A 23654-nucleotide genomic window follows, 5' to 3' on the forward strand; every position below is an offset into this window, starting at 1 on the left:
CGACCGGTCGACGTCAGACGGTGGCGAACGCCGAGCGGCGGCGGGCGTCGACCTCGGCGGCCAGCTCCGGCGCCCGCTCCAGCGCCTGCGGGTGGCCGCACGTCGCCAGCCAGTTGGCCAGCATCAGGTGGCCGCCCTCGGTGAGCACCGACTCCGGGTGGAACTGGACGCCCTCGATCGGCAGCGTCCGGTGCCGCATCGCCATCACCACGCCGGAGCCCGTCCAGCCGGTGACCTCGATTTCGTCGGGCAACGTCTCGGGCAGCACGGTGAGCGAGTGGTACCGGGTGGCGGTGAACGGGTCCGGCAGCCCGGCCAGCACCCCCACCGAGTGGTGTCGCACCTCGGACGTCTTGCCGTGCAGCAGCTCGGGGGCGCGGGCCACGGTCGCCCCGAACGCCTCGCCGATCGCCTGGTGGCCCAGGCAGACGCCGAAGATCGGCAGCTCGCCCGCGTACCGGCGGATGACGTCGAGGCAGATGCCGGCCCGGTCCGGGCTGCCCGGCCCCGGGGAGAGCAGGACGCCGTCCGCGCCGACCCGGCCCACCTCCGCGATGTCGATCTCGTCGTTGCGCCGCACGTCGCAGTCGACGCCGAGTTGGCCGAGGTACTGCACGAGGTTGAAGACGAACGAATCGTAGTTGTCGATCACCAGGACGCGCATCGACTCACCTGTTCGGGGTGGGGGGAGGGGTGTTGTTCTGGTCGGTGTTGTACGGCAGGTCGTGCTCGTCGCCGGCCGGGGCGCTCCCGTCCACGCCCGGCTCTCCGCCCGGCTCGCCGCCCGGCTCTCCGGAGTCCTGCGTGACCTGCACGTCGTCGAAGGGGAGCAGCGGCTCCGCCCACGGGAAGACCACGTACCACAGCAGGGCGACCGTCGCGGTGGCGAGCAGCAGCGAACCGGCCAGCTTGCCGGGCAGCCCCAGCGGCAGTTTGCGCCAGATCCAGCCGTACATCGTCAGGCCCCCAGCTCCGCCGGCCGGCCGGCCGACTTGGCCTCGGTGCGGTCCAGTTCGGCGTGGATGATCAGGCGCTGGTAGTTGTCGAACTTCGGGTTGCAGGTGGTGAGGCTCAGCAGCTTCTTCGTCGGCTTCGCGTCCGGTTCCATCGGCACCGGGGCGACGACCTCGACCTGGTTGGGCTTGACGATCCGGGACTTGTAGACCTTGTAGACGTACCAGTTGGTCTTGCCCTCGACCACGATGGCGTCGCCGCTGTCCAGCTCGTCCAGCCGCCAGAACGTGGCCCGGTTGCGGTGGCCGGCGACGGAGAAGTTGCCCACCTCGCCCGGCATGGCGCTGTCCGGGTAGTGGCCGGGGGCGTACCGGATGTCCTCCTGGGTGACGCCCTCGACCACCACCCAGTTCTTGTCGAGCTTCGGGATGTAGAGCCCGGCGAGGGGCTTGCCGTGCACCGGCGGCTTCGGCTTCGAGGTGGCGGAGGCGCTGGCGGTGGCGGTGGGGGCCACGGTCGGGTCGCCGCTCGCCCCCCAGGCCTGGGCGAGCTGGCGGTCGAGGTCGTTCTGGTGGGCGTCGACGATGGCCGACTTGCCCCACACCTCGTACCCGGCGAAGAGGAGCACCACGAGGCCGAAGGTGATCAGCACCTCGCCGGTGACCCGTACCCCGGTGCGCAGCCGGGTCCAGATGGACGGCCGGGTCAGCTCGGAGTAGACGCTCTTGTAGCCCTCGCCGGTCTGCTCGGCCCGGAGCTGGACAACCCGCTCGCCACGGCGGGGTCGGGGCGGCTCGGCCGGCTCGGCGTCGGCTCCGCCCGGGTCGTCGCTCTCCGGCATGCGGGGCACGGCGCCCATCAGCGCGGTCGAGTCCAGGGCCGGGCCGGTAACCGACGGCCGGCCGGGCGGCACCGCCGGGAGGAAGGTGGTGGGGGCCTCGGCGGCGGACGCCGGTCGGCCCGTGGGCCCGAACTGGGGGCGATCTCCGGAGGGCCGTCCGTACGGCTCCCGGGCGGGCGGCCCGTACGGCTCCCGGGCGGGCTGGTCGGCGGGCCGCCCGTACTGCGGGAGGCCCGTTCCGTCGGCGGGCCGGGGGGGACCGGGTCGCTGGGGCACACCCGTGGGGGGCCTGCCCGTGGACTCGGGGGCGCGGGCCGGGGGACGGTTCGCGGCGGGGCCGGGCCGGGCGGGCGGCGTGTCCGCCGGCTTAGGTCGGGTGCCGGGTGCCGCCGGATCGCCGCCCCGGGAGGCCGTCGAGCGGGGCGGCAGCACCGGGTCGGGCCAGGGGCCGGCCTGGCCGGGTCGCTCCGACGGGCTCGGTCCGGGGCGGTCGACCGGGGGGAGGAAGTCGGTCGCCTCCTCGTCCCGGCCGGGGTTCCGGCCGTCCCAGCGGCCGTCGGGCGTCCGGCTCACCTGGGCACCTTGGCAGCACGCAGGGCTGTCGAGTCCTCGAAGGCCGGCACGGTGACCTTCGAGACCGTCTCCCGGTACCCGAGGTGGAAGTCGTCGACCACGCCCTTGAACACCCGGACTCCCTCGGAGGCGGCGAGGGCCTGCTGGAGGGCAGCTGGATCGCCGATTGCCACGATCTTGAACGGTGGGGAGTACACCCGGCCGTGCAGCAGCAGGGTGTTACCCACGCAGCGTACCGCGCTGGTGGCGAGCACGCGGACGTTCATGATTGACATGGCCTCCGCGCCGCCGGCCCACAACGCGTTCACCACGGCCTGGACATCCTGCTGGTGAACGACCAGGTCGTCGTTGCTGGCACCCTCGGGCAGCCCCTGCTCCGGGCGGCGCGGCGCGTCGTCCAGCTCCACGACGACGCCGGTCCCGCTCAGCGCGGTGAACCCGGCGGCCTGACGGCTGGCGGCGGCGCGGTCCCGCTGGTCCCTGATCGGGCCGTCGGAGGCGGCGAGGGCGGCGGTCTCGTCCTCGACCTCGCCGCGTAGCCGGGCGGCCCGCAGCTCGTTCGTCGCGACCTGCTCCCGGCGGTCCTCGATGAGCTGTGTGAGCTGAGGGCGGCGGTCCTCGCGCAGGGCGGTGCCCCCGGCGGTCGTCGCGGTGGTGGTGAAGAGCAGCCCGGCCGCAGCGGCGATCAGCGGCACCCCGATCGACCAGCCCGGCCGGCGCTGGCGTGGGCGTCGGGGCCGGAGGGCGATGACCGCCCGCCGGAGGACCTTCCGCCAGGAGGCGGCGCCGGATGTGTACTCCACCGACCGTTCCTTCCGCGTCGTCTGGTGTCAGCCCGCCACGACGCGGACCGGTGCGGGTACCCGAACAGTCCCGCCCTTTTCGGTCACTCCGCGCATCGGCCTGACCCCATTCATGGCCTGGACGGGCCTTCGGGACTACGCTAGCTGTCGAAACATTATTGGCCATGGACCGTCGCCCCCGTGCCCGGTTGTCAGGCCGGACGAGGTCGTCACCCCCTCTGGAGAGCGTCGTGCCCAAGTCTCAGGTCCGCAAGAAGAAGGTGTACACCCCGCCGACGGACGTGCGTCCGACGGCAACGGCGGCGACGCGCAAGCCTAGCCCGGTCTGGCTGCCGATCACGGCGGTTGCGCTGATCGTCGCCGGCATTGGCTGGCTGGTGATCTACTACCTCTCCGAGCAGGCCTACCCGGTCATGTCGTGGGGTTACTGGAACCTCGCGGTGGGCTTCGGCGCGATGGTCGGGTCCCTGGTGCTGCTCTCCCGCTGGCGCTGACCACGCCGGGCGTCGGCCCGGCGCGTCGTTTCCGGTGGTGGACCACGACTACGTCACCTAGCGAGCCCCTGCCCGGCGCTTCGGCGCCGGGCACCCTATGGTGTCCGCAGGGCGGCGTGGCCCCCAGGTGCGAGATGACTCACGTTACTGCTGGGTAACCTTGCGCGTAGGCTGCACTGCATGACCGAGCGGAGCGAGGTCATCGACCGGTCCGGTCGGTGCGCGGGGGCGGTGTAACGCCGGTCCCGCACACCGACCCGGTCGCCGAGCCGCTCGACAGGCAGCAGACCGGGAGGCCAACTCGATGGGCAGCGTCCAGATCGTCACCACGATCCTCGCGGCCGCCATCACCGCCGTGGCGGTGTGGCTCGCGGTGCGTGCCGTCATGAAGATGGTGGCAGTGATCCGGTTGGGTCAGCCCGACCCGGAGCGGTTCACCGACAGGGCCACCCGCACGAAAACGATGCTGGTGGAGACCGCCGGCCACACGCGGATGCTCCGGTGGGGCGTGGTGGGCGCCGCGCACTGGTTCGTGATGGTCGGCTTCATCGTGCTGTCGCTGCTGGTGCTGGAGGCGTACTTCGAGGTCGTCTCCCCGACCGGCGGCCTGCCGCTGATCGGTGGCCTGGCGGTCTACGGCCTGGTCACCGAGCTGATCGCGGTGCTCGGCGTGGTCGGCATCCTGGTGCTGATCGCGATCCGGGTCCGCAACCGGCCGACCCGGCCGGGCGGGCGGTCCCGGTTCACCGGCTCGACCATGTGGCAGGGCTACTTCGTCGAGGCCGTGGTCCTCGCGGTGCTGATCATGGGCTTCGTCATCCGGGGCTTCAAGGTCGCCACCGACCACTTCGAGTACCCGGTCTGGGCCACCCCGGTCAGTCACGCCGTCGGCTCGCTGCTGCCCGACTGGGAGGCCGGGGTCAGCATCGCCGCCGTCATCAAGATCGCCATCTCGATGACCTGGCTGATCGTCATCGCGCTCAACGTGACCATGGGCGTCGCCTGGCACCGCTTCCTGGCGTTCTTCAACATCTTCTTCAAGCGCAACCCGGGTGAGGCCGGCTCCGGGCTCGGCGCGCTGCGGCCGATGATGAGCGAGGGCAAGCCGCTCGACTTCGAGGAGGCCGACCCGGAGAAGGACCAGTTCGGCGTCGCGCAGGTCGAGCAGTTCACCTGGAAGGGCCTGCTCGACTTCAGCACCTGCACCGAGTGCGGCCGGTGCCAGTCGCAGTGCCCGGCCTGGAACACCGGCAAGCCGCTGTCGCCGAAGCTGCTGGTGCTGAGCCTGCGCGACCACGCGTACGCCAAGGCGCCGTACCTGCTGGCCGGCGGCGGCAAGGACCTGACCGGCGAGGAGAAGGCCACCGCCGCGCAGCTCGCCCACATGGACGTGCTGGCGCTCGCGGAGGCCGAGAAGCCGTTGATCGGCGGGGCCGAGGACGGCGGCATCATCGACCCCGACGTGCTCTGGTCCTGCACCACCTGCGGGGCGTGCGTCGAGCAGTGCCCGGTCGACATCGAGCACGTCGACCACATCGTCGACATGCGCCGCTACCAGGTGCTGATCGAGTCGAGCTTCCCGTCGGAGGCCGGCGTGATGCTGCGCAACCTGGAGAACAAGGGCAACCCGTGGGGCGCGCCGCAGAACACCCGGGAGGACTGGACCAAGGGCCTCGGCTTCGAGGTGCCCCGGGTCGGCGAGGTCGAGGACTTCGAGTACCTCTTCTGGGTCGGTTGCGCGGGCGCGTTCGAGGACCGGGCCAAGAAGACCACCCGGGCGGTCGCCACGCTGCTCAACGAGGCCGGCGTCAGCTTCGCCATCCTCGGCGAGGGCGAGACCTGCACCGGCGACCCGGCTCGCCGGATCGGCAACGAGTTCGTCTTCCAGATGCTCGCCCAGCAGAACGTGGAGACCTTGAACGAGGCCTTCGAGGGCCGGGAGAAGAACAAGCGCAAGATCGTCGCTACCTGCCCGCACTGCTTCAACACCCTGGGCAACGAGTACGGGCAGCTCGGCGGCGAGTTCGAGGTGGTGCACCACACCCAGCTCCTGGCCCACCTGGTCAGCACCGGCAAGCTCACCCCCGTCCAGCCCGTCGACGGTGGCGTCACCTATCACGACCCCTGCTACCTGGGCCGGCACAACCGGGTCTTCGCCCCGCCGCGTGAGGTTCTCGACAGCTCCATCGCCGGCGAGGTCACCGAGATGCCGCGCAACAGCGAGCGCTCCTTCTGCTGCGGCGCCGGCGGCGCCCGGATGTGGATGGAGGAGAAGATCGGCAAGCGGATCAACGTGGACCGGGTCGAGGAGGCCATGGCCACCGGGGCGAAGACCATCGCGGTCGGCTGCCCGTTCTGCTCGACGATGTTGAACGACGGCGTGAACGGCAAGGGCGCCGGCGAGCAGGTCGAGGTCGTCGACGTCGCCAGCGTGCTGCTCCGCTCGGTCAAGCCGGCGGACGCCGCCGGCGCGAAGGAGACCGCGCCGGCCGGTAGCTGACGGCGGCGCCCCGGGCGCGGGCGGGACAGGTCACGGTGGACGGCGACGCCCCGGGCGACGACTGGCCGGCGGCGACTGCGCGTGGTCGTGTGCGATGCGGCCGGTCGTGGAACAATCGCGCCGAGGTGAACCGATCATCGACAGTCCTCTCGTTACCACGGTGTTGCCCCTGGTCGGCTTCGTGCTGCTGACGGCGGGTAACGCGTTCTTCGTCGCGGCCGAGTTCGCGCTGGTCACCGTGGACCGGCCTGAGCTCGACCGGCGGGCTGCGGCCGGGGACGGCGGTGCGGTCACCGTCCGCCACGCGCTGCACGAACTCTCCTTCCAGCTCTCCGGGGCGCAGCTCGGCATCACCATCACCGCCCTGCTCACCGGGTACCTGGCCGAGCCGGCGCTGGCCCGCCTGTTCACCCCGCTGCTGCACCCGCTGGGGGCGTCCGCCGACCGGTTCACCCCGTTCCTCGCCCTGGCCCTGGCGACCCTGCTCTCCATGCTCTTCGGCGAGCTGGTGCCGAAGAACCTGGCGCTGTCCCGGCCGATGCCCACCGCACTGGCCACGGCCCCGGGGATGCGCGCCTTCTCCCGGACGTTCGGGTGGCTGATCAGGGGGCTGAACAACTCGGCGAACAGGCTGGTGCGACGCCTCGGGGTGGAGCCGCAGGAGGAGTTGGCCAGCGCCCGGTCCCCGGAGGAACTGGGCCTGCTCGCGGTGATCTCGGCACAGGCCGGCGCGCTCCCCCCGGACACCGCGATGCTGCTGCGGCGCACCATCCGCTTCGGCGACAAGCGGGCCGCCGAGGCGATGACCCCCCGGGTGGACGTGATCGCGCTGCGCGCCACGGCCAGTGTGGCCGAGCTGCTCGCCCTCGCCCAGCAGACCGGCCGGACCCGGTTCCCGGTCTTCGAGGAGACCCTCGACCTGGTCACCGGCGTCGCGGCGGTGCCGGACGCGCTGGGTGTCGCGCTCGCCCGCCGGGCCGGCACCAGCGTCGCCTCGGTGGCCCGGGAGCCGGTGTACGTGCCGGAGAGTCTCGACCTCGACGGCGTACTCGCGGCGCTCAAGGCGGCCGGCTCGGACCTGGCGATCGTGGTCGACGAGTACGGCGGCACCGACGGCGTGGTGACCATGGAGGACCTGGTGGAGGAGCTGGTCGGGGAGATCGCCGACGAGTTCGACCCGGCCTCGGTCGACGACGGCGGGCCGGTCGAGCTGACTGTGCCGGGCGGCGAGCGGACCGCCCTGGTCGACGGGGTGCTACGCGAGGACGAACTGGCCGAGCAGACCGGCTTCCGGCTGCCCGAGGGCCCGTACGAGACCCTCGCCGGGTTCCTGATGGCCCGGCTCGGGCACATCCCGGTGGCCGGGGAGACGGTCGAGGAGAGCGGGTACGAGTTCACCGTGGTCGAGGTGGAGCGGCACCGTATCGAGCAGGTGCGGGTGGTCCGCCCGGAGGAGCCCGGCGACGATGCTTGAACTGTCGGTGACCGTGCTGCTGCTGCTCGGCAACGCCTTCTTCGTCGGCAGCGAGTTCGCACTCATCGCGTCCCGGCGGACCGTGATCGAGCCGCTCGCGGCGACGTCGAAGCGGGCCCGGTGGGCGCTGTCGGCGATGAACCAGATCCCGCTGATGATCGCGGGGGCGCAGCTCGGCATCACGGTCTGCTCGCTGGGCCTCGGCGCGATCGCCGAACCGGCGCTGGCGCACCTGCTGGAGACGCCGTTCCACGCACTGGGGCTGCCGGCCGGGGCGGTGCACCCGGTGGCCTTCCTGATCGCCCTCGGCGTGGTGGTCTTCCTGCACACCGTCGTCGGCGAGATGGTGCCGAAGAACATCACCCTCGCCGGGCCGGAGCCGGCGGCGCTCTGGCTGGGCCCGGCGATGCTCGCGTTCTGCACGGCGACCAAGCCGCTGCTCCTGGCGATGAAGTGGGCGGCGCGGCGGGTGCTGTGGCTGTGGCGGGTCGAGGCGACGGACTCGGTCAAGACGGTCTTCACCGCCGAGGAGCTGGCGGGGCTGGTGGCGCAGGCCCGCACGGAGGGCCTGCTCGATGCGGAGGAACACGCCCGGATCACCGGCGCGCTCGCCCTGCACACCCGCACCGCGGCGGACGCCCTGCAACCCTGGTCGACGGTGACCACGGTGGCCGAGGACGTCTCGCCGGCCTCCCTGGAGGTGCTGGCCACCCGCACGGGCCGGTCCCGGTTCCCCGTGGTGCAGCGGGCCACCCGCAAGGTGCTCGGCTTCGTGCACGTCAAGGACGTCCTCGGGTACGCCGGGGCGGACCGCCGCGCGCCGGTGCCCCCCGAGGTGTACCACCCGCTGGCCGTGGTCCCGCCGGACCGTACGCTGGCCGACCTGCTGCTGGCGATGCGCCGCGAGCGGCGGCACATGGTCCTGGTCAGCGACGGCCGCCTGCCGCTGGGCGTGGTGACCCTCGACGACGTGTTGACGGCCATCGTCGGCTGAGTCGTCCCCGCCGGACCGCATCCGTGGTGTGCGAACGGTTTCCGGTACGTGACCGTAGGCGACCCACCTTGATTACCCGAGTGGGCCTCGCCTAATGTGGGGCGCTGACCGCTGTGGGTCGTCTGTCTCGTTCTTCCCTCTCGCGAGCGCCCGGCGGTCGGTTGCGAAGGAGTCGGTGCCGGTGGCAACCATGCCCCCCCATCGCCATGTCCCGGGCCGGTCACCTGCTCGTCCGGGTGGCGCCCGCCGGTTCGTACGACGCCTGCTCACCCTGGTCGCGGCGGTGGCCGTGGGCGCCGGAACCCTGACCGCGCCCGCGTACGCCGAGCCCTCGGTCGACGAGATCGAGGCGCAGATCGACAAGAAGTGGGAGCAGCTCGAACCCACCATCGAGCAGTACAACAAGGTGCGGGCCCAGCTCAAGCTGAACAAGCAGAAGTCGGCGGAGCTGCAGAAGAAGATCGAGCCGCTCGCGCTCGAGACCGAGCTGGCGATGAACCGGGTCGGTGACCTCGCCGCCCGCTACTACATCTCCGGCCCGTCGCAGGACCTCGGCGCGCTGCTGGTCAGCACCAAGCCGGGGACGCTCGCCGAGCAGCTCACCATGCTGGACCGGCTGGCCTCGGAGGAGCGCCGTCAGTTGCAGGGCGTGCTCGCCGTCCGGGCCAAGTACGACGGACAGAAGCTGAAGCTGGACACGCTGATCGTCAGCCAGGAGAAGCAGACCAAGGAACTGGCGGCCAAGAAGACGCAGATCAACACCGAGATCAAGCAGTTGCAGGCGTCGATGCCGAAGACCGTGGTGCCCGCCGGCGGCGGCTGCCCCACGATCCAGGGCGTGGTCAGCGCGGCTGCCCGGACCGCGATCAGGACCGCCTGCGCCCAGGTCGGCGATCCGTACGTCTGGGGGGCCACCGGCCCGAACTCGTTCGACTGCTCCGGCCTGACCCAGTACGCGTACAAGGCGGCCGGGATCTCGCTGACCCACTTCACCGGCGCGCAGTGGAACGAGGGCCGGGCCATCCCGCGCTCGGAGGCCCGCCCGGGTGACCTGGTGTTCTTCTTCAGCGACCTGCACCACGTCGGCCTCTACCTCGGCAACGACAAAATGGTGCACGCGCCCCGGGCCGGTAAACCGGTCAACGTGAGCAGCATCAACACCATGCCGGTCGCCGGCTTCCGCCGACCCGGCTGACGCCGCGCGGCCCCGCACCTGAGCACCGCCCACGACGAAGGCCCCCGGTCGGGTGACCGGGGGCCTTCGTCGTGTCGAGGAAACCGTCAGCGGGGCGCGCCCAGCGGGGACGGCACCAGGTTCACGTCGGCGCGGTCGACGTACATGATCCGGTGGCCGAACTGGATCTGCACGTACTGCTTCTCACCCCGGATCACCGTCCGGTCACCGGGGGCCGAGCCGTCGAACGTGGTGGCCCGGTAGTACTCGCCGGGCAGCACGTTGCCGACGGCGTACCGCTGGCCGGCGGAGAGGGTGTACTGCAACGGCGAGATCGGCTGGTACGGCACGCCGGCCGGGTATGCCGCCTCCTCCGGGTAGGCCCGCCCGTACACCGGGATCGTCGCCTTCCCGGCCTTCGGGGTGGCCACCAGGCCGACGGTCCACGCCGCGGTGGGCGCGGACGCCGGGTTGTGGAACCACGCCTTCTGCCCGAGGTACCAGATCGCCGTCCAGTCACCATCACGGCCGGCCAGGGCGTACGTCTGCCCGGTCGAGGCTCGGGCGCCGTGGTCGGAGACGGCCATCGTGGCCGGCGAGCCGTTCGGACGCAGGGCGATGTCGTTGACCAGCGGCGCGTCGGCGCTCGGCGCGGAGCGCAGCACCACCGCCGAGGAGCCGCGCGAGGGGCACGGCACGCCTGCCGTCACGCAGCCGGTGAACGCCGGCCGGTTGGTGGCGAAGTCGGGGTCGATCCGCACCATGCCGGTCAGCGGGGTGCCGGTGTTGAGCTCCGGCGCGCGCAGCAGGTCGAAGTAGTGCGACCAGTCCCAGTACGGGCCCGGATCCCAGTGCATGCCCCGCACGTTCGCCGCGACGGTGCCGGGGACGTTGTCGTGGCCGATGATGTGCTGCCGGTCCAGCGGGACGCCGTGCCGCAGCGCGAGGTACCGGACCAGCTTCGACGAGGTGCGGTACATCGCCTCGGTGTACCAGGTGCCCTGGGCGGCGAAGCCCTCGTGCTCCAGCCCGATCGACTTGGCGTTGACGTACCAGTTGCCGGCGTGCCAGGCGACGTCCTTGGTCTTCACGTGCTGGGCGATGTGCCCGTCCACCGAGCGCAGCGTGTAGTGCCAGCTCACGTAGGTCGGGTCCTGGACCATGTTGACCGTGCCCGCGTAGCGGCCCTCGGTGTCGTGGATGAGGATGTACTCGACCTTCTGCCGCTTGGGCCGGTCGGACAGGTCGTGGTTGCCGTAGTCGCCGGGGTCGGCGCTGAGCGACTGGTAGGGGGCGGGGATCCACTCGCAGGAGATGGTCGACGGGCACTCCAGGCCGTCGGGGCGCTCCGGCAGGCGCAGGCCGAGCCGGTCCAGCCAGGACTTCTGCGGGGTCACCGCGCGGGCGGCGAGGGTTACCCGCTGCCCGTCGTCGGTCACCCGGCTCTCGCCCTCGGCGATGGTGCCGAAGACCTCGTCGGCGAAGGCCGCCGCCGCGTCGGCGCCGTCCGCGCCGGCGTACCGGGCCACCGCGCCGTACCAGGCCGCCGGGTCGGTGCCGGCTCCGACCGGGGCGCCGATCTGCCGCTGGTACGACGCGAGCAGCGCCGCCCCGCCCCGGATGTTCGTCGGCGCGTCGGCGCGCAGGGCAGCCTCGTCGGCCCCGGTGAGGGTGGCGGCGGTGTCCAGGGTCTGCAACGACGCCGCGGTCGGGGCCTCGTCGGCCGAGGGCTGGGCGGCGGAGAGGGCCGGGCGGGAGTCGTCCCCGCGCGGGTCCTCGTCGCCGGAGTCGTGGTGGGTGCCGGTGGGCAGGCCGGTCACGTATTCGGCGTCGGTGAGGTGCATCGGCCCGTACCCACCGCTGGTGCTGGGGGTGCCGGCGTTGGTGTCCCAGCGGGACTGGAGGTAGGAGACGCCGAGCAGGACGCTCTCCGGCACGCCGTACTCGGCGGCGGCGTCAGCGTACTGCTGCTGGCGGTCGGGGGTCTGGCCGGCCGCGGCCGGGGAGGCGGTGGTACCGAGGGGCACAAGGGCCGTGGTGGCGGCCACGGCGGCGGCGAGCAGGATCCGTCTGCTCGACGACACGACAGAACGGGGCATCGAACCTCCTGGTTGGGCGTCGGATGAGGTCACCCTTCCGCCGTCGTCCTCCCACGTCAATAGCTTTCCACCAGGTGTCGCGATGTGAAGGAAACTTCCGCACGGTGGCGTGGTATGGCGTGTCATCGCCCGGCGGGTTGCGGATCGATAACGGGCGTCTCTACTCTGGTCAATCGTCGGCCGGTAGCTGTATCGCCCAGCCGGGCGGTGACGGTCCGACACCGCCGAGTCGCCTCCGGGCGAGCCGGGGACCCAGGTACGCCGGGGTGAATCCGCAGCGCCGCTGCGGTAGGGCGCTCTCCCTTCCCGCCCGAACCCGTCAGCTAACCCGGTAGGCGGTCAAGGAAGAAGGAGAACGGAGCCAGGTGGCACTTCCTGCCCTGCGGCGCCCGTCACGCCGGTCGGCGCACGTCGACCGGACACCGGTTACGCCGCGTCCACGCTGGTCACGCTTCACCACCGCTCTCGCCGCACTGGCCGGCGCCGCCGTCGTCCTGACCGGCACCCCGACCTCGGCCCAGGCCGATCCCTCGATCGCCGAGATCGAGCGGCAGATCGACCAGGACTGGAACAAGCTCGAACCGCTCATCGAGCGGCACAACGCCACCCGTCAGGACCTCGCCCTCAAGCGTCGGCAGGCCGACGCCGTCGCCAAGCAGATCGGGCCGCTGCAACGCCGGGTCGACGAGGCGATGGACAAGGTCAGCGGCCTCGCCGTCGAGGCGTACAAGACTGAGAACCTGTCGGCGGTGAACGCGCTGCTCGGCAGCCGCTCGCCCGGTCAGATGATGGGACAGTTGGAATTGCTCGACCAGTTCGCCGAACGCCAGCAGCGCGACATCCGGGCGGTCGTCGACCTCCGCGACGAGCTCGATGCGAAGAAGAAGCCGCTGGACGAGATGGTCGCCCAGCTCGCCCGCACCGAGGCGCAGCTTGCCGCCAAGCGGAAGCAAATCAACACCGAGATCGACCGGCTCCAGAAGCTGCGGCTCAAGGTGTACGGCAACGGCGGTGGCGGCGCGCTGCGTCCCGCTCCCTGCCCGGCTGCCTACCCGGGCGGCGGCGCGGGAGTCGCGGTGAAGTTCGCCTGCGCCCAGATCGGCAAGCCCTACGTCTGGGGCGCCGAGGGGCCCAACTCGTACGACTGCTCGGGCCTGATGCTCGCGGCCTGGGCCAAGGCCGGCGTGTCGCTGCCGCACAACGCGGCCCAGCAGCGGTCGGTGACCGCCCGGGTGAGCCGCGCCGACCTGCGCCCCGGTGACCTCGTCTTCTACTACGCCGACCTGCACCACGTCGGCATGTACGTCGGCGGCGGCTGGGTGGTGCACGCCTCCCAGGCCGGCCAGCCCGTCAAGATGAAGCGCGTCGACGACGGCCAGATCCACAGCTACGGCCGCCCCGACTGAGCGGCGGGGGGCCCGTTCCGCGGGACGGGCCCCCCGACCACGCCCGCGCCGTCAGCGGGTGGGCCAGGTACGCCAGTTCTGCCAGGAGCGGCTCGGGGTCGGGCCGCGCTGGCCCTGGTACCGCGAGCCGTACACCGTCGACCCGTACGGGTGCTCGGCCGGGGAGGAGAGCCGGAAGATGCAGAGCTGGCCGATCTTCATGCCCGGCCAGAGCGTGATCGGCAGGTTCGCCACGTTGGACAGCTCCAGCGTGACGTGACCGGAGAAGCCCGGGTCGATGAACCCGGCGGTGGAGTGGGTGAGCAGCCCGAGCCGGCCCAGCGAGCTCTTGCCCTCCAGCCGGCCCGCGAGCTGGTCGCCGAGCGAGATCACCTCCAGCGTGGAGGCGAGCACGAACTCGCCCGGGTGCAGCACGTACGGCTCGCCGTCGGGCACCTCGACCGCCGAGGTCAGGTCGTCCTGCTGCGCCGACGGGTCGATGTGCGTGTAGAGGTGGTTGTTGAAGACCCGGAAGAGCTTGTCGAGGCGCACGTCGATGCTCGACGGCTGCACAAGGGTGGGCTCGAACGGCTCCAGCGCGAGCGTGCCAGCCTTCAGTTCGCTGACGAGATCGCGGTCGGAGAGCAGCATCGGCACACCATAGCGACCCTGGTCGGCGGGCCTGTCATCGCCTGTGGCAACCGGCGTGCCGCGCTCGCCTGTCGTACACGTGTTCGATAGAATGTCCACATGGCTTCCTGGTCCGAATTCGCCGCTGACGAGCCACGACTCGCCGGCGGGATCCGCCTCCTCATGCAGCAGTACGGGCCGGGCTTCGGCTACCTGGCGACCGTCCGCGCCGACGGTGGGCCCCGGGTGCACCCGGTCTCCCCGGTGATCACCGACGACGGGCTCTTCTGCTTCATCGTCGACTCGCCGAAACGGCGCGACCTCGAACGCGACGGCCGCTACGCGCTGCACTCCTTCCCGCCGGAGGACAGCGACGACGAGGCGTACGTGGCGGGGCACGCGTGGCCGGTGACCGACCAGGCCCGGGTGGCTCGGCTCGCCGAGCTGGGGCGGGCCGCCCCGCAGGTGGACTGGCGGCTGTTCGAGTTCACCGTCGACGTGGCGATGCTCGCCCGCCGCTACCAGGCCGGCTCCGTCTTCCCGGGCGGGGGCCCGGGGCAGCCGGCCGTGCAGGTGTGGCTCGACCCCCGGGCCGCCGAAGGCGCGGGCGGCGCCCCGGTGGGCGTACCGGATCGGGGGCCGACCCGGCGCGCCCACGGCTCCCACCGCGCGGCGGCCTGACCCCCGACGACACCGGTGCCGGCCCCGTCGAAGGACGGGGCCGGCACCGGAGGGTCAGGAACAGGGGTGCGTCAGGCCGCGCGGTACGCGTTCCACGCGGTCAGCATCCGGCTCGCCTGCCCGGCGGTGAACTGGTGCATGCACGAGTCGTAGGTGTAGTCCATGAAGTTGGTGATCGGGTCCTTGCCGGTGGCGGTGCAGGTGTCCCGCCCGGTCGGGCACTCGTACGCCGGCGAGGCCTCCGCCGGGGTGTCGCTCACGCTGTCGCCCGAGCCGGAGCAGCCGCCCTGGAAGGTGTGGTACAGGTTCAACCAGTGGCCGACCTCGTGGGTGCCGGTGTCGCCCTGGTTGTAGTTGGTGGCGGTGCCACCCGGCAGCGACTCGTTCAGGGCGACGACGCCGTCCATCTTGTCGAGGGTGCGCTTCGGGAAGGTCGCCCAGCCGAGCAGGTTGTCGCTCAGCTCGCCGAGGTAGATGTTCAGGGTGTTCTTGCCGCCCTCACGCAGCGAGGTCTTCATCGAGCGCTCGGCCGACGAGCCCGACACGATCGGGTACCACGCCGGGTTGGTGACCCGGTTGATCTTCTGGAGCTGGAAGCCGAAGGCGGTCGCCGCGCCGCCGGTGGCGCCGCTGTAGGCCTGGTTCAGCACGGCGATCTGCGAGGTGATCAGCGAGTCCGGGATGTTGCCGCCGGCCCGGGTGCTGTTCTCCTGGATGACGTGCACGACGACCGGGATGGTCACGGTCGCGAGCGTGCCGGCGCCGGCCCCGGCCCGGAAGTTGGCCCGCTCGCGCAGGGCACCCGCCAGGTCGGCCTCGCGCTCGCGGACCTGGGCGGCGGTCAGCTCGTTGGGTTCGTGCTTGGTCTGCGCGCCCGCCTTGACCCGGGCGTCGGAGTGCACGTCGGCCGGCTCGGCGCACGTCTGAGCCGGGGCGGCGGAGAAGGCCGATGCGGCGGGAACGACGCCCACGGCGGCGGTGCTGAGCAGGAGTGCGAGGGTCGTCGACGCGACGCCGGCGGTACGCCGGGTCAGCAGGTTGGCACGGAGTCCCATGGGCCCACCTCTTTCTGGCGGCGCGGCAGGGGGTGTGTCGCGCCGTGGCTGAAACTTGTGGCAGACGTTACAACCGATCGAAGGATTTGAGAACGGCTATATGTTGCCGGTATGAAACTTCTACGGTTCATCGATGGCTCGGGTCATCCGGGGAGGCGGTGAGGTGGCCATGGACCGGGTTGGGCGGAGTACGGGCAGCGGCGTCGGCCCGGTGCGGCTGCCGGTCGGCGGCGCGCGACGGGGTGCCTGGATGCACCCGGCGAAGCCGTCGGGTACAGTGGTGCCGCCTGCGGGTGTAGTTCAATGGCAGAACATCAGCTTCCCAAGCTGACAGTGCGGGTTCGATTCCCGTCACCCGCTCCACCACGAAGGCCCTGGTCAGGACGTGATTCCCGGCCAGGGCCTTCGACGTTGCTGACGCTTACCGCGCTTGCCGTGCCCGATTCCGGGTCAGCTGAGCGCGGGGTGGGCTCGGGCATGCGGTGCCCCGCTGCGGTAGGTAGAGCCAGGTATACCGCTCGGGTACCGGCGCCTCGACCGGGGGCGCGGGCTCGTGCACCATCGCGCCCCGAACGGGTGGTTCCTAGGGTTGACCTGTGCGAATTCGAAGAATCACCGCGATTGTCGCCGCCGGTGCACTGACCCTCGGCGGAGTACTGACCACGACTGTCGCGTCGGCCGGGGTTGCCCAACGGCAGTCGGTGAACTGGCACGGCTGCCTTACCGGTCCGGCCGACGAGCTGGGCGCCGCTCTCGACGACGCGGGTGCCCAGTGCGGCGAGGTGACCGTTCCGGTCGACTACAGCCGCCCGCACGGCCCTACGACCACGGTCGCGATGGCGCGGATCAAGGCGACCGATCCGGCCCAGCGCCGTGGCGTCCTGATGCTCAACCCGGGAGGCCCTGGAGACAGTGGGATGGGGATGGTGCTTGCCGGCGAGCAGATGCCGGACGTCGCGGCCCGGTACGACCTGATCGGGATGGACCCGCGGTTCGTGGGCCGGAGCCGCCCGATCGAGTGCCGATGGGAGACCAACACGTTCCTGCGTTCCGCCGGCCCGAGCCAGCGCACGTTCAACGAGAGCGCGGCACTGGCCAAGGAGCTCGCCGCCGGGTGTGCGCAGGGCAACCTCGATCTCCTGCCGCACGCGTCCACGCGGAACACCGCCCGGGACATGGATCTCATCCGAGGCGTCCTGGGGGAACGGAAACTGTCCTACCTCGGCTACTCGTACGGCACCTACCTGGGTGCGGTCTACCTGCAGATGTTCGGCTCCCGCGCCGACCGGGTGGTGCTGGACAGCGCCGTGGATCCGGCCATCTTCGGCCCGGCCCTGTTCTCCCGCAACGCGGCGGCGATCCAGGCCGCACTCGAACACTGGGCCGCGTGGGCGGCCGATCACAACGGCGAGTACGGCCTGGGCACCACCGCCAGCGAGGTGTTGGCCGTGGTCGACCGCATCAACAGCGCCAGCGCTCGCCGTCCGCTCAAGATCGGTACGTACGCGGTGGACTCGCACGTGTTGCCGTACTTCCTCTTCGCCCACCTCTACGACGACCTCGTCGAGGGCTACGCGGATCTCGCCGAGCAGCTGCGGGTGCTCGACGCTGCCGCACGCGGCGAAGCGACGACGCCCACACCGTCGCTGGAGGCGTTTCTCGCCGGTCTGCTCACCGGCGACGGCTACGCCGCCGATCGAGCAGGGACCCCCGTCCTCTGCGCCGACCGCGCCGCTTCCCGGGATCCGGGCACGTATTTCCGCGACATTCAGGCCCACCGCGCCGACGAGCCCCTGTTCGGGCCGTTGACCCGCAACATCACGCCGTGCGCGTTCTGGCCGGTCCGGCCGGCGGAGGCGGCCACGACGATCCGCAACAACGCGCCGGCGCTGATCGTCGGGGCTGACGGCGACGCGGCCACCCCGTACCCGGGACAGCAGGCGATGCACCAGGCGCTGGCGGGCTCGCGGATGGTGACGCTGCGCGGCCGTTTCGCGCATGCCCAGTATCTCGCCGCGGGGAATGAATGTGTGGACAGCACCGTGAACCGTTACCTGGTCGACGGCGTTCTGCCGACCCGTGACACAGACTGTGTCGCAGGGGCGTGAACGTGGCTGCGAGCGTGTGGCGGGCGATAGCGGGCAATCCGCTCCGCTTTCTCCGGTCGTCGTGGCCGTGGCGGAGCCTGGCCTACGTCGCCAGCACGGTGCCGGTCGCCGGAGCCGCGTGGGTCGCCGTACTGGTGCTGTTGTTGTTCCCGCCGTTGCTTCTGCTCATCGGTATGCCGGTCGGGGCGCTGGAGCGTCACCGGCTCCGCCTCCTGACGTCGGCCCAGGTCCGCAACCCGCACGCGACGGCACCCGGAAGCGGGCTGGCCTGGGCACGGCTGAGGGTGCGGGAGACGGCCACCTGGCGCGAACTCGGCTATTTCGCGTGCCTACAGTCGGTGCTCCTTCTCCTCGACGCGCTCGCCTTGTTCGTCGTCTTCCTCTGCGTCATCCTGCTGGCCCTGCCGCTGTTCGTCGCGACGATGAACCCGGGTCAGTTCCAGATCGATCTGGGCGGCTGGTCGGTCGACACGGTTGGCCAGGCGTGCGCCGTCGCCGCCCTGGCCGGGGTGCCCGCCACGATCGTCACCCTGTACGGGATCAGCGTTCTCGCCGGTGGGCAGGCGGAGTTCGCCAGGTGGCTGCTCGCCCCCACCAGTACCGAGTTGAGCCGTCAGATGGACGAGCTGGCCGAGTCGCGCAACCGGCTGGTGAACGCGTTCGAGGCGGAACGTCGACGCATCGAGCGTGACCTGCACGACGGCGCACAGCAGCACCTGCTGCTGTTGACGATGAATCTGAGCCTGGCCGAGATGGAACTCGCCGGCAAGAACGAACGGACCGGCGAACTCGTCGGCGAGGCCCACCAGCAGGCCCGGATGGCGCTCGCGGCGATCCGGGAGCAGATTCGCGGCATCCATCCGCAGATTCTCACCGACTTCGGGCTGGCCGAGGCGGTACGCGAACTCGCCGAGCGGTGCCCGATTCCGGTCGAGGTCGACCTCGTGATGCCCGGTCGCCCGTCGCCTGCGGTGGAGTCCACCGCCTACTTCGTGGTCTCCGAGGCCCTGACCAACGTGGTTCGGCATGCCGCCGCCACCTGCGTCCGGGTCACCGGAAGGGTAATGGGGGATCGGCTGGTGCTGACGATCACCGACGACGGGCGGGGTGGTGCCGACCCGTCGCTGGGCACGGGCATCCGGGGGCTGGCCGACCGGGTGGCCGTCATGGATGGCACCCTGGAGATCAGCAGCCCGCGAGGAGGCCCGACCGTGGTGAGGATCGACCTGCCGTGTCGCTGCGGATAGTCCTGGCCGAGGACTCCACCCTCATGCGGGCCGGCCTCGTCAGCCTGCTTGAGGGCCTCGGCCACACGGTCGCGGCGGCGGTCGGCGACGGTGACTCGCTGTTGCGGGCCGCCCTGGAGTGCCGGCCTGACCTGGTCATCACCGATGTCCGCATGCCGCCCGGTTTCACCGATGAGGGGTTGCGCGCCGCGGTGACACTGCGTGCCGGCGATTCGGACGCGGCGGTCCTGGTGCTGTCGCAGTACGCGGCCACCGCGTACGCCGCCGAACTGCTCGGCCCGTCCGGTCAGGCCGGGGTCGGCTACCTGCTCAAGGACCGCATCGGCGAGGTCGCCGACTTCGCCGATGCGGTGTCGCGGGTCGCGTCCGGCGAGACCGTCATCGACCCCGCTGTGGTGCGGCAGTTGCTGAGTCGGCAACGCACCACCAATCCGCTCGACCGGCTGACCCGGCGGGAACGGGAGGTGCTCGGGCAGATGGCCGAGGGCCGCTCCAACCCGTCGATCGCACGCACGCTCGGGGTCAGCGACGCCGCGGTGGCCAAGCACATCGGCAACATTTTCCTGAAACTCGATCTTCCCGTGGAGGACGGCCACCGCCGTGTACTCGCCGTCCTGACCTACCTGCGAAGCTGACCGGCCTGCTGGCGTCGGTGAGCGGACGACGGGGCGCAGCGGTGCCCCCCGTCAGGCCGACCACTCGTCGAGGATCGTGTCGAGATCGGCGCGCAGCTTGTCGAGGCGGAAGTCGGGGGCCTGCGTAGCTCCTCGACCGTCAGGTCCCCGTACAGGCCGTCCATGATCACGAAGCATAATCGCGCTGGTGCCCTGGTCGGCCGGGGCGGCGTAGGGTGGTCGGCCGGGTCGAACACGACCGGGACGCCGGGGAGTCGAGCACGCTCGCCTACGCTGCGCGGCATGGATCAGAGTCTGCCTCCGAAGCTCACCCGGGATGAGGCCATCGTCCTCGTTGAGCGGATCATGAGTCTCGGCTACGCGGACGACGCTGAGCTCGACGACTTGTTGGATCGACTCGAACGTGGCCTCGTCTGCCCGGACGTCGCTGACATGATCTTTTCGGTCCCCGAGCTGACGGCCGCTGAGGTCGTCGACCGGGCCCTCGCCTACGAGCCGATCGAGATGCGGTCCGGGCCGTGGACGGAGCCGGCGACCAGTTAGGCGACGTCACCGGCGGGTGCGAACTGCTTGTCGACCAGCGCCAGCAGGGCGGCGTGCGTCGGGCGGTCCGCCGCCACGATGAGCCCGCCCGAGCCGGTGTGCGGGGGTTGACCCTGGATGCCGGTCACCACGCATCCCGCTGCCTGGCACAGAGCGATCCCACTGGCGAAGTGCACGCTGTCCCGCAGGTCGCCGTCGGTGACGTAGGCGGCCCGTCGACCGGCGGCGACCCAGGCCACCGCCAGGGTGGTGGAGACGACGCGCGGGCGGAACCACTCGACGAACTCCGGGTCGGCGAGCAGCCGCGCCGCCTGGAACCGGGGAGCGTTCGGGAACGGCGGATCGAGATTGACATCCACCAACCGGGACTCGGCGGAGGGCGCGAGCCGCTCGTCGACGCCGTCGCGGCGTACGTACGCGTGCGTGCCGTCGGTCCAGAACACCTCGTCCGTGAACGGGTCGGCCGAGGCCGCCACGGTGACCTTCGTATCGGTCCGCAGCGCGACGTTCACCGCGACCAGCATGCTGCGTACGGCGTAGTTGAGTGTGCCGCACAGGGGGTCGACCAGCCACTCGCGGGCGGTGCCGCCGGCACCCGTGCGTCCACTCTCCTCGCCCGTCACGGCATCCTCCGGCCGCGCGGAGCGGAGGACATCGAGGATGGCGTTCTCCGCCTCGATGTCGGCCGAGGTGGCGAAGTCGCCTCCGGACTTCTCGAAGCGGGTCAGGGCGGAGCCGTACCTGGCCCGGACGATGACGGCTCCCGCTTGCGCGGCCTCGATCGCCACGTCCTCGTCGCTGCCCACCATCCGCGCAGGATACCGGCCCTCGACGGATTGAGTGTCGCCCGATCCGGCGGGTCGGGCGCTCCGCTGTGTCCTGCCGCGCGGCCGGCGCGTCAGGGACAGCCAGCCGAGGAACCGGGAGTACATGGCGGCCCCGTCGGGGCGACCGCCCAGCCGATACACGTCGTCCATCGCCTCGTACATCGACGTGGCCAGGTAGAAGGCGAGCGCAACCGAATGGCCGTAGAACTCGGTGGCCAGGTCAAGTTGGGCCGGCGGGCACGGCCACTGCGCGGCACAGACCCGGCAGAGCCAGGCCGGGCGCATCGGCAGGTGAGGGCGGCTCACGGTACGTCCTGCCGTGGGGTCATAGTCCCTCATCGACACGGCCGACCACCGTTGCCGCGTCGCTCCCCGCCCCGCGTGCGGAACTCGCCCGCCGCCGGTCGCAGGACCCGCGTCGCGGCGTCGTTACGCGGGAACCGATGCGGCGGGATCATCGGGCCGATCAACGGCGTGGTCGTACGGGACCGGGTCCGGCTGGGCCGGCGACGGCGCGGGCTTCGGATCGGGTTTCGGCTTGTCCTCTCCCACACGCTCCCGCCACGGCGGACACGCGGCGTGCCCGCCCCGGCGATTGTTGGCGCGGTGACGTCCTCCTCGGTTCGGCACGATGCTCCCTGTCCGTCGAGTCTGGAGAGGGGCCCGCCCCGCTCCTCAGTGCGCAGGATGGCCGGGGCGGGCCCCTCGACGAACGTGAACCGGGCTACCCATCACACCGACCCACGCCGTCCTGAGAAGCCAGCCTTCCGACAGTTGCGGCGCGATTACACTGCGTTGCACTATGGAACGCGGACGTACGGAACGTTCAAGAAAGGCGGTGGGATGAACCGGGCCGTACAAGCAGCGATGGCCGAAGCAGGTCACACCGCCGACAGCCTCGCAGCTCAGGTTGGCGTCGACCCGAAGACCGCAGCCAAGTGGGCGAGCCACGGACGGATACCGCAGACGCGGCACCGTGCCCAGGTGGCAGAACTTCTGGGTAAGGACGTTCTGGAGCTGTGGCCGGACGTGCTGAAGCGAAAGGAACCGGCATGGTTCCGGCCGTGGGCGGAGATAGAGCGCGAGGCGACCGGGTTGCGCTGGTTCGAGTCGGCCGTTCTTCCAGGGCTCCTACAGACGGAGGCGTACGCCCGTGCAGTCCTCGCAAGTGGCCCGCTCAGGGTCGACGCGGACGACCACGTCGAGTCCCGTCTCCGGCGGCAGGCTGCGGTGTTCGACCGCCCGCGTCCCCCGCTGACGGTCTTCGTGATTGACGAGGCGGCGCTCCGCCGAGGTCATCCAGACGTGATGGGCCCGCAGCTCGACCACCTCGCGAGCACGGCTCAGCGACCCGACGTCATGGTGCACGTTCTCCCGCTGAGCGCCGGCTTGCATCCAGGCCAGGCCGGGCCTTTCATCATCGCGACCACACCGGAGGGCGAGGAGGTCGGCTACCTCGATGATCAATCCTCCGGCCGTATCACGAATGACGTTGCCCCCCTCTGGGCTGTCTGGGATACCGTGAGATCGGTAGCGCTTCCGCGTGACCAGACCATCGACCTGTTGAGGGCGCGAGCATGGACGACCTGACCGGTGCGCGGTGGCGAACCAGCACCCGCAGCAGCTCCAACGGCGGCGCTTGTGTGGAGGTCGCCGACAATCTTCCCGGTGTCGTTGCCGTGCGGGACAGCAAGGACCCGGCCGGCCCGGCGCTCACCTTCGCCCCGGTCACGTGGCGTGCGTTCGTCGCCCGCGTCGCCGAGCGAGCCTGAACGACCCCGCACACCCAGAGCGCCCGTCCCAGTCGCGTGGCGGGCGCTCTGCCGTGGACCAACGGCTGCGGTCTGACGGCGAAACCGGTGGTGTCCGTCGTCGGCGTCCCGGTACCGTCCTGACATCCCGGGCCCGAACCGGTAGGGCCGGACGAGCGGGAGCGAGGTCGAGATGGGCAGCGGTGGCGGTACGACGGTGCTGTGGCGTCCGACCGGTCCGGAGGAACTGGAACTCGTCCGCCTGTCCGGATGGCGGCGCTGGCCGCCGCGCCTGCCGGACCAGCCGATCTTCTACCCGGTCCTCAACGAGGAGTACGCGATCATGATCGCCCGGGACTGGAACGTCCCGGCGTCCGGCGTCGGGTACGTGACCCGCTTCCACGTCGAGTCGGACTTCGTTCGCCGGTACCCGGTACGGCAGGCCGGCGGCGAGGCCATCCTCGAACTGTGGGTGCCCGCCGAGGAGCTGGACGAGTTCAACGACCACATCGTCGGGTCGATCGAGGTCATGCACGAGTTCCGGTAGCCGACAGCTAGCGCTTGTGTCGAAGTCGATCTACCTCGGTGCGGCGCGGGCGGTGGGTGCGGGGTGAGGGCTCGCCGGGGCCCGCCCGCTCCGGGCTGTCAGGTCTGTTCCTTGGCGGGACGAGCCCCGGCGAACTCCTGACACGGTCCTGTCCGTACAGCGGGCACGACCGAGCGCGCTCTTGCGCGCCTGACCGGGTCGGCGGCGGTTCCCGCCCCGGAACTGGGAGATCTTGGAAGCAAGCGGCCCCTCCACTTGGGCTCAACCGGTGGTTGCAACACCTTCGTTGATGGTGGTGGAGGTGGTTGCTGATGGCGGCGCGGTTGTCGGCGGGGGAAC

22 protein-coding genes, 1 tRNA gene and 1 riboswitch are annotated in these 23654 nt (G+C 71.2%); of the genes, 15 read left to right on the forward strand and 8 right to left on the reverse strand.

Annotated elements, in window-relative coordinates:
• Positions 1-13: 13 nt before the first annotated feature.
• The 4 genes from ACFYZF_RS27250 to ACFYZF_RS27265 all read right to left on the reverse strand — a co-directional run bounded on the left by ACFYZF_RS27250 (position 14) and on the right by ACFYZF_RS27265 (position 3171).
• Complete coding sequence (locus ACFYZF_RS27250) at positions 14-664, reverse strand: aminodeoxychorismate/anthranilate synthase component II (RefSeq protein WP_387025476.1); 651 nt, start codon at positions 662-664, stop codon at positions 14-16.
• Positions 665-668: 4 nt separating this feature from the next.
• Positions 669-956, reverse strand: a complete 288-nt coding sequence (locus ACFYZF_RS27255) for a hypothetical protein (RefSeq protein ID WP_387025478.1) — start codon at positions 954-956, stop codon at positions 669-671.
• Positions 957-958: 2 nt separating this feature from the next.
• A complete protein-coding gene (locus ACFYZF_RS27260; RefSeq protein WP_387025480.1) occupies positions 959-2071 on the reverse strand; it encodes a class E sortase in 1113 nt (370 codons plus the stop codon).
• A gap of 293 nt (positions 2072-2364) precedes the next feature.
• Positions 2365-3171: a DUF881 domain-containing protein gene (locus ACFYZF_RS27265; RefSeq protein WP_387025482.1), complete on the reverse strand. Its 807-nt coding sequence runs from the start codon at positions 3169-3171 to the stop codon at positions 2365-2367.
• Between the two features lie 230 nt (positions 3172-3401).
• Between ACFYZF_RS27265 and ACFYZF_RS27270 the strand changes: the two genes are divergently transcribed.
• From ACFYZF_RS27270 to ACFYZF_RS27290, 5 genes are all read left to right on the forward strand, one after another.
• Entirely contained in the window at positions 3402-3665 is a 264-nt protein-coding gene (locus tag ACFYZF_RS27270; RefSeq protein ID WP_350880366.1) for a cell division protein CrgA, read from the forward strand.
• A gap of 304 nt (positions 3666-3969) precedes the next feature.
• Entirely contained in the window at positions 3970-6165 is a 2196-nt protein-coding gene (locus ACFYZF_RS27275) for a (Fe-S)-binding protein (RefSeq protein ID WP_387025484.1), read from the forward strand.
• A 163-nt stretch (positions 6166-6328) separates the two neighbouring features.
• Positions 6329-7639, forward strand: a complete 1311-nt coding sequence (locus ACFYZF_RS27280) for a hemolysin family protein (protein ID WP_387025519.1) — start codon at positions 6329-6331, stop codon at positions 7637-7639.
• Complete coding sequence (locus tag ACFYZF_RS27285) at positions 7632-8633, forward strand: hemolysin family protein (protein ID WP_387025486.1); 1002 nt, start codon at positions 7632-7634, stop codon at positions 8631-8633. Before ACFYZF_RS27280 ends, ACFYZF_RS27285 begins: the two co-directional genes overlap by 8 nt.
• A 175-nt stretch (positions 8634-8808) precedes the next feature.
• The gene (locus tag ACFYZF_RS27290) at positions 8809-9828 is read left to right on the forward strand and encodes an NlpC/P60 family protein (RefSeq protein ID WP_387025488.1); all 1020 of its coding nucleotides are present in this window, start codon (positions 8809-8811) and stop codon (positions 9826-9828) included.
• Between the two features lie 86 nt (positions 9829-9914).
• Here the strand turns inward: ACFYZF_RS27290 and ACFYZF_RS27295 are convergent, their stop codons facing one another.
• Positions 9915-11906 (reverse strand): N-acetylmuramoyl-L-alanine amidase, encoded by a 1992-nt coding sequence (locus tag ACFYZF_RS27295; RefSeq protein ID WP_387025489.1) that lies wholly within the window; start codon positions 11904-11906, stop codon positions 9915-9917.
• 212 nt (positions 11907-12118) lie between these two features.
• A riboswitch (cyclic di-AMP (ydaO/yuaA leader) is annotated at positions 12119-12259 on the forward strand.
• A gap of 12 nt (positions 12260-12271) precedes the next feature.
• Between ACFYZF_RS27295 and ACFYZF_RS27300 the strand changes: the two genes are divergently transcribed.
• On the forward strand, positions 12272-13312 hold the full coding sequence (locus ACFYZF_RS27300; protein WP_387025491.1) for an NlpC/P60 family protein: 1041 nt from the start codon (positions 12272-12274) through the stop codon (positions 13310-13312).
• Between the two features lie 51 nt (positions 13313-13363).
• Here the strand turns inward: ACFYZF_RS27300 and dcd are convergent, their stop codons facing one another.
• The gene (dcd, locus tag ACFYZF_RS27305) at positions 13364-13942 is read right to left on the reverse strand and encodes a dCTP deaminase (protein ID WP_387025493.1); all 579 of its coding nucleotides are present in this window, start codon (positions 13940-13942) and stop codon (positions 13364-13366) included.
• 99 nt (positions 13943-14041) lie between these two features.
• On the opposite strand from dcd, the gene ACFYZF_RS27310 reads away from it, so the two are divergent.
• Complete coding sequence (locus ACFYZF_RS27310; protein WP_387025495.1) at positions 14042-14602, forward strand: pyridoxamine 5'-phosphate oxidase family protein; 561 nt, start codon at positions 14042-14044, stop codon at positions 14600-14602.
• Positions 14603-14673: 71 nt separating this feature from the next.
• Here ACFYZF_RS27310 and ACFYZF_RS27315 read toward each other — a convergent pair whose 3' ends face one another.
• A complete protein-coding gene (locus ACFYZF_RS27315) occupies positions 14674-15657 on the reverse strand; it encodes a zinc metalloprotease (protein WP_387025497.1) in 984 nt (327 codons plus the stop codon).
• Between the two features lie 289 nt (positions 15658-15946).
• Here ACFYZF_RS27315 and ACFYZF_RS27320 point away from each other — a divergent pair.
• The 5 genes from ACFYZF_RS27320 to ACFYZF_RS27340 all read left to right on the forward strand — a co-directional run bounded on the left by ACFYZF_RS27320 (position 15947) and on the right by ACFYZF_RS27340 (position 20190).
• Positions 15947-16020 (forward strand) — tRNA-Gly (locus ACFYZF_RS27320).
• 233 nt (positions 16021-16253) lie between these two features.
• Entirely contained in the window at positions 16254-17765 is a 1512-nt protein-coding gene (locus ACFYZF_RS27325; RefSeq protein ID WP_387025499.1) for an alpha/beta hydrolase, read from the forward strand.
• A 2-nt stretch (positions 17766-17767) separates the two neighbouring features.
• Positions 17768-19012 carry a sensor histidine kinase gene (locus ACFYZF_RS27330; RefSeq protein WP_387025501.1) on the forward strand — a complete coding sequence of 415 codons (1245 nt, stop codon included), beginning with the start codon at positions 17768-17770 and terminating at the stop codon, positions 19010-19012.
• Positions 19009-19647, forward strand: a complete 639-nt coding sequence (locus ACFYZF_RS27335) for a LuxR C-terminal-related transcriptional regulator (RefSeq protein ID WP_387025521.1) — start codon at positions 19009-19011, stop codon at positions 19645-19647. The genes ACFYZF_RS27330 and ACFYZF_RS27335 overlap by 4 nt, the downstream gene beginning before the upstream one ends.
• A gap of 282 nt (positions 19648-19929) precedes the next feature.
• A complete protein-coding gene (locus ACFYZF_RS27340; protein WP_350880389.1) occupies positions 19930-20190 on the forward strand; it encodes an e9imm peptide in 261 nt (86 codons plus the stop codon).
• On the opposite strand, the gene ACFYZF_RS27345 is transcribed toward ACFYZF_RS27340, so the two are convergent.
• Positions 20187-20999: an inositol monophosphatase family protein gene (locus ACFYZF_RS27345; RefSeq protein ID WP_387025523.1), complete on the reverse strand. Its 813-nt coding sequence runs from the start codon at positions 20997-20999 to the stop codon at positions 20187-20189. The two genes, ACFYZF_RS27340 and ACFYZF_RS27345, sit on opposite strands and share 4 nt — an antisense overlap.
• A gap of 861 nt (positions 21000-21860) precedes the next feature.
• Here ACFYZF_RS27345 and ACFYZF_RS27350 point away from each other — a divergent pair.
• The 3 genes from ACFYZF_RS27350 (at position 21861) to ACFYZF_RS27360 (ending at position 23315) form a co-directional block, all read left to right on the forward strand.
• Positions 21861-22607 carry a DUF5753 domain-containing protein gene (locus ACFYZF_RS27350; protein WP_387025503.1) on the forward strand — a complete coding sequence of 249 codons (747 nt, stop codon included), beginning with the start codon at positions 21861-21863 and terminating at the stop codon, positions 22605-22607.
• Positions 22595-22789: a DUF397 domain-containing protein gene (locus ACFYZF_RS27355; protein WP_387025505.1), complete on the forward strand. Its 195-nt coding sequence runs from the start codon at positions 22595-22597 to the stop codon at positions 22787-22789. Before ACFYZF_RS27350 ends, ACFYZF_RS27355 begins: the two co-directional genes overlap by 13 nt.
• 172 nt (positions 22790-22961) lie before the next feature.
• Positions 22962-23315 (forward strand): hypothetical protein, encoded by a 354-nt coding sequence (locus ACFYZF_RS27360; RefSeq protein WP_387025507.1) that lies wholly within the window; start codon positions 22962-22964, stop codon positions 23313-23315.
• Positions 23316-23654 lie beyond the last annotated feature (339 nt).

The sequence above is a fragment of the Micromonospora sp. NPDC001898 genome (assembly GCF_042891255.1).
GTDB lineage: Bacteria > Actinomycetota > Actinomycetes > Mycobacteriales > Micromonosporaceae > Micromonospora.

What these genes read in the sequence shown, in the direction of transcription:
- ACFYZF_RS27250 (WP_387025476.1), bottom strand. Translation starts at nt 664, where the DNA reads ATGCGCGTCCTGGTGATCGACAACTACGATTCGTTCGTCTTCAACCTC.
- ACFYZF_RS27255 (WP_387025478.1), bottom strand. Translation starts at nt 956, where the DNA reads ATGTACGGCTGGATCTGGCGCAAACTGCCGCTGGGGCTGCCCGGCAAG.
- ACFYZF_RS27275 (WP_387025484.1), top strand. Translation starts at nt 3,970, where the DNA reads ATGGGCAGCGTCCAGATCGTCACCACGATCCTCGCGGCCGCCATCACC.
- ACFYZF_RS27285 (WP_387025486.1), top strand. Translation starts at nt 7,632, where the DNA reads ATGCTTGAACTGTCGGTGACCGTGCTGCTGCTGCTCGGCAACGCCTTC.
- ACFYZF_RS27295 (WP_387025489.1), bottom strand. Translation starts at nt 11,906, where the DNA reads ATGCCCCGTTCTGTCGTGTCGTCGAGCAGACGGATCCTGCTCGCCGCC.
- dcd (WP_387025493.1), bottom strand. Translation starts at nt 13,942, where the DNA reads ATGCTGCTCTCCGACCGCGATCTCGTCAGCGAACTGAAGGCTGGCACG.
- ACFYZF_RS27310 (WP_387025495.1), top strand. Translation starts at nt 14,042, where the DNA reads ATGGCTTCCTGGTCCGAATTCGCCGCTGACGAGCCACGACTCGCCGGC.
- ACFYZF_RS27315 (WP_387025497.1), bottom strand. Translation starts at nt 15,657, where the DNA reads ATGGGACTCCGTGCCAACCTGCTGACCCGGCGTACCGCCGGCGTCGCG.
- ACFYZF_RS27340 (WP_350880389.1), top strand. Translation starts at nt 19,930, where the DNA reads ATGGATCAGAGTCTGCCTCCGAAGCTCACCCGGGATGAGGCCATCGTC.
- ACFYZF_RS27345 (WP_387025523.1), bottom strand. Translation starts at nt 20,999, where the DNA reads ATGGTGGGCAGCGACGAGGACGTGGCGATCGAGGCCGCGCAAGCGGGA.
- ACFYZF_RS27350 (WP_387025503.1), top strand. Translation starts at nt 21,861, where the DNA reads ATGAACCGGGCCGTACAAGCAGCGATGGCCGAAGCAGGTCACACCGCC.
- ACFYZF_RS27355 (WP_387025505.1), top strand. Translation starts at nt 22,595, where the DNA reads ATGGACGACCTGACCGGTGCGCGGTGGCGAACCAGCACCCGCAGCAGC.
- ACFYZF_RS27360 (WP_387025507.1), top strand. Translation starts at nt 22,962, where the DNA reads ATGGGCAGCGGTGGCGGTACGACGGTGCTGTGGCGTCCGACCGGTCCG.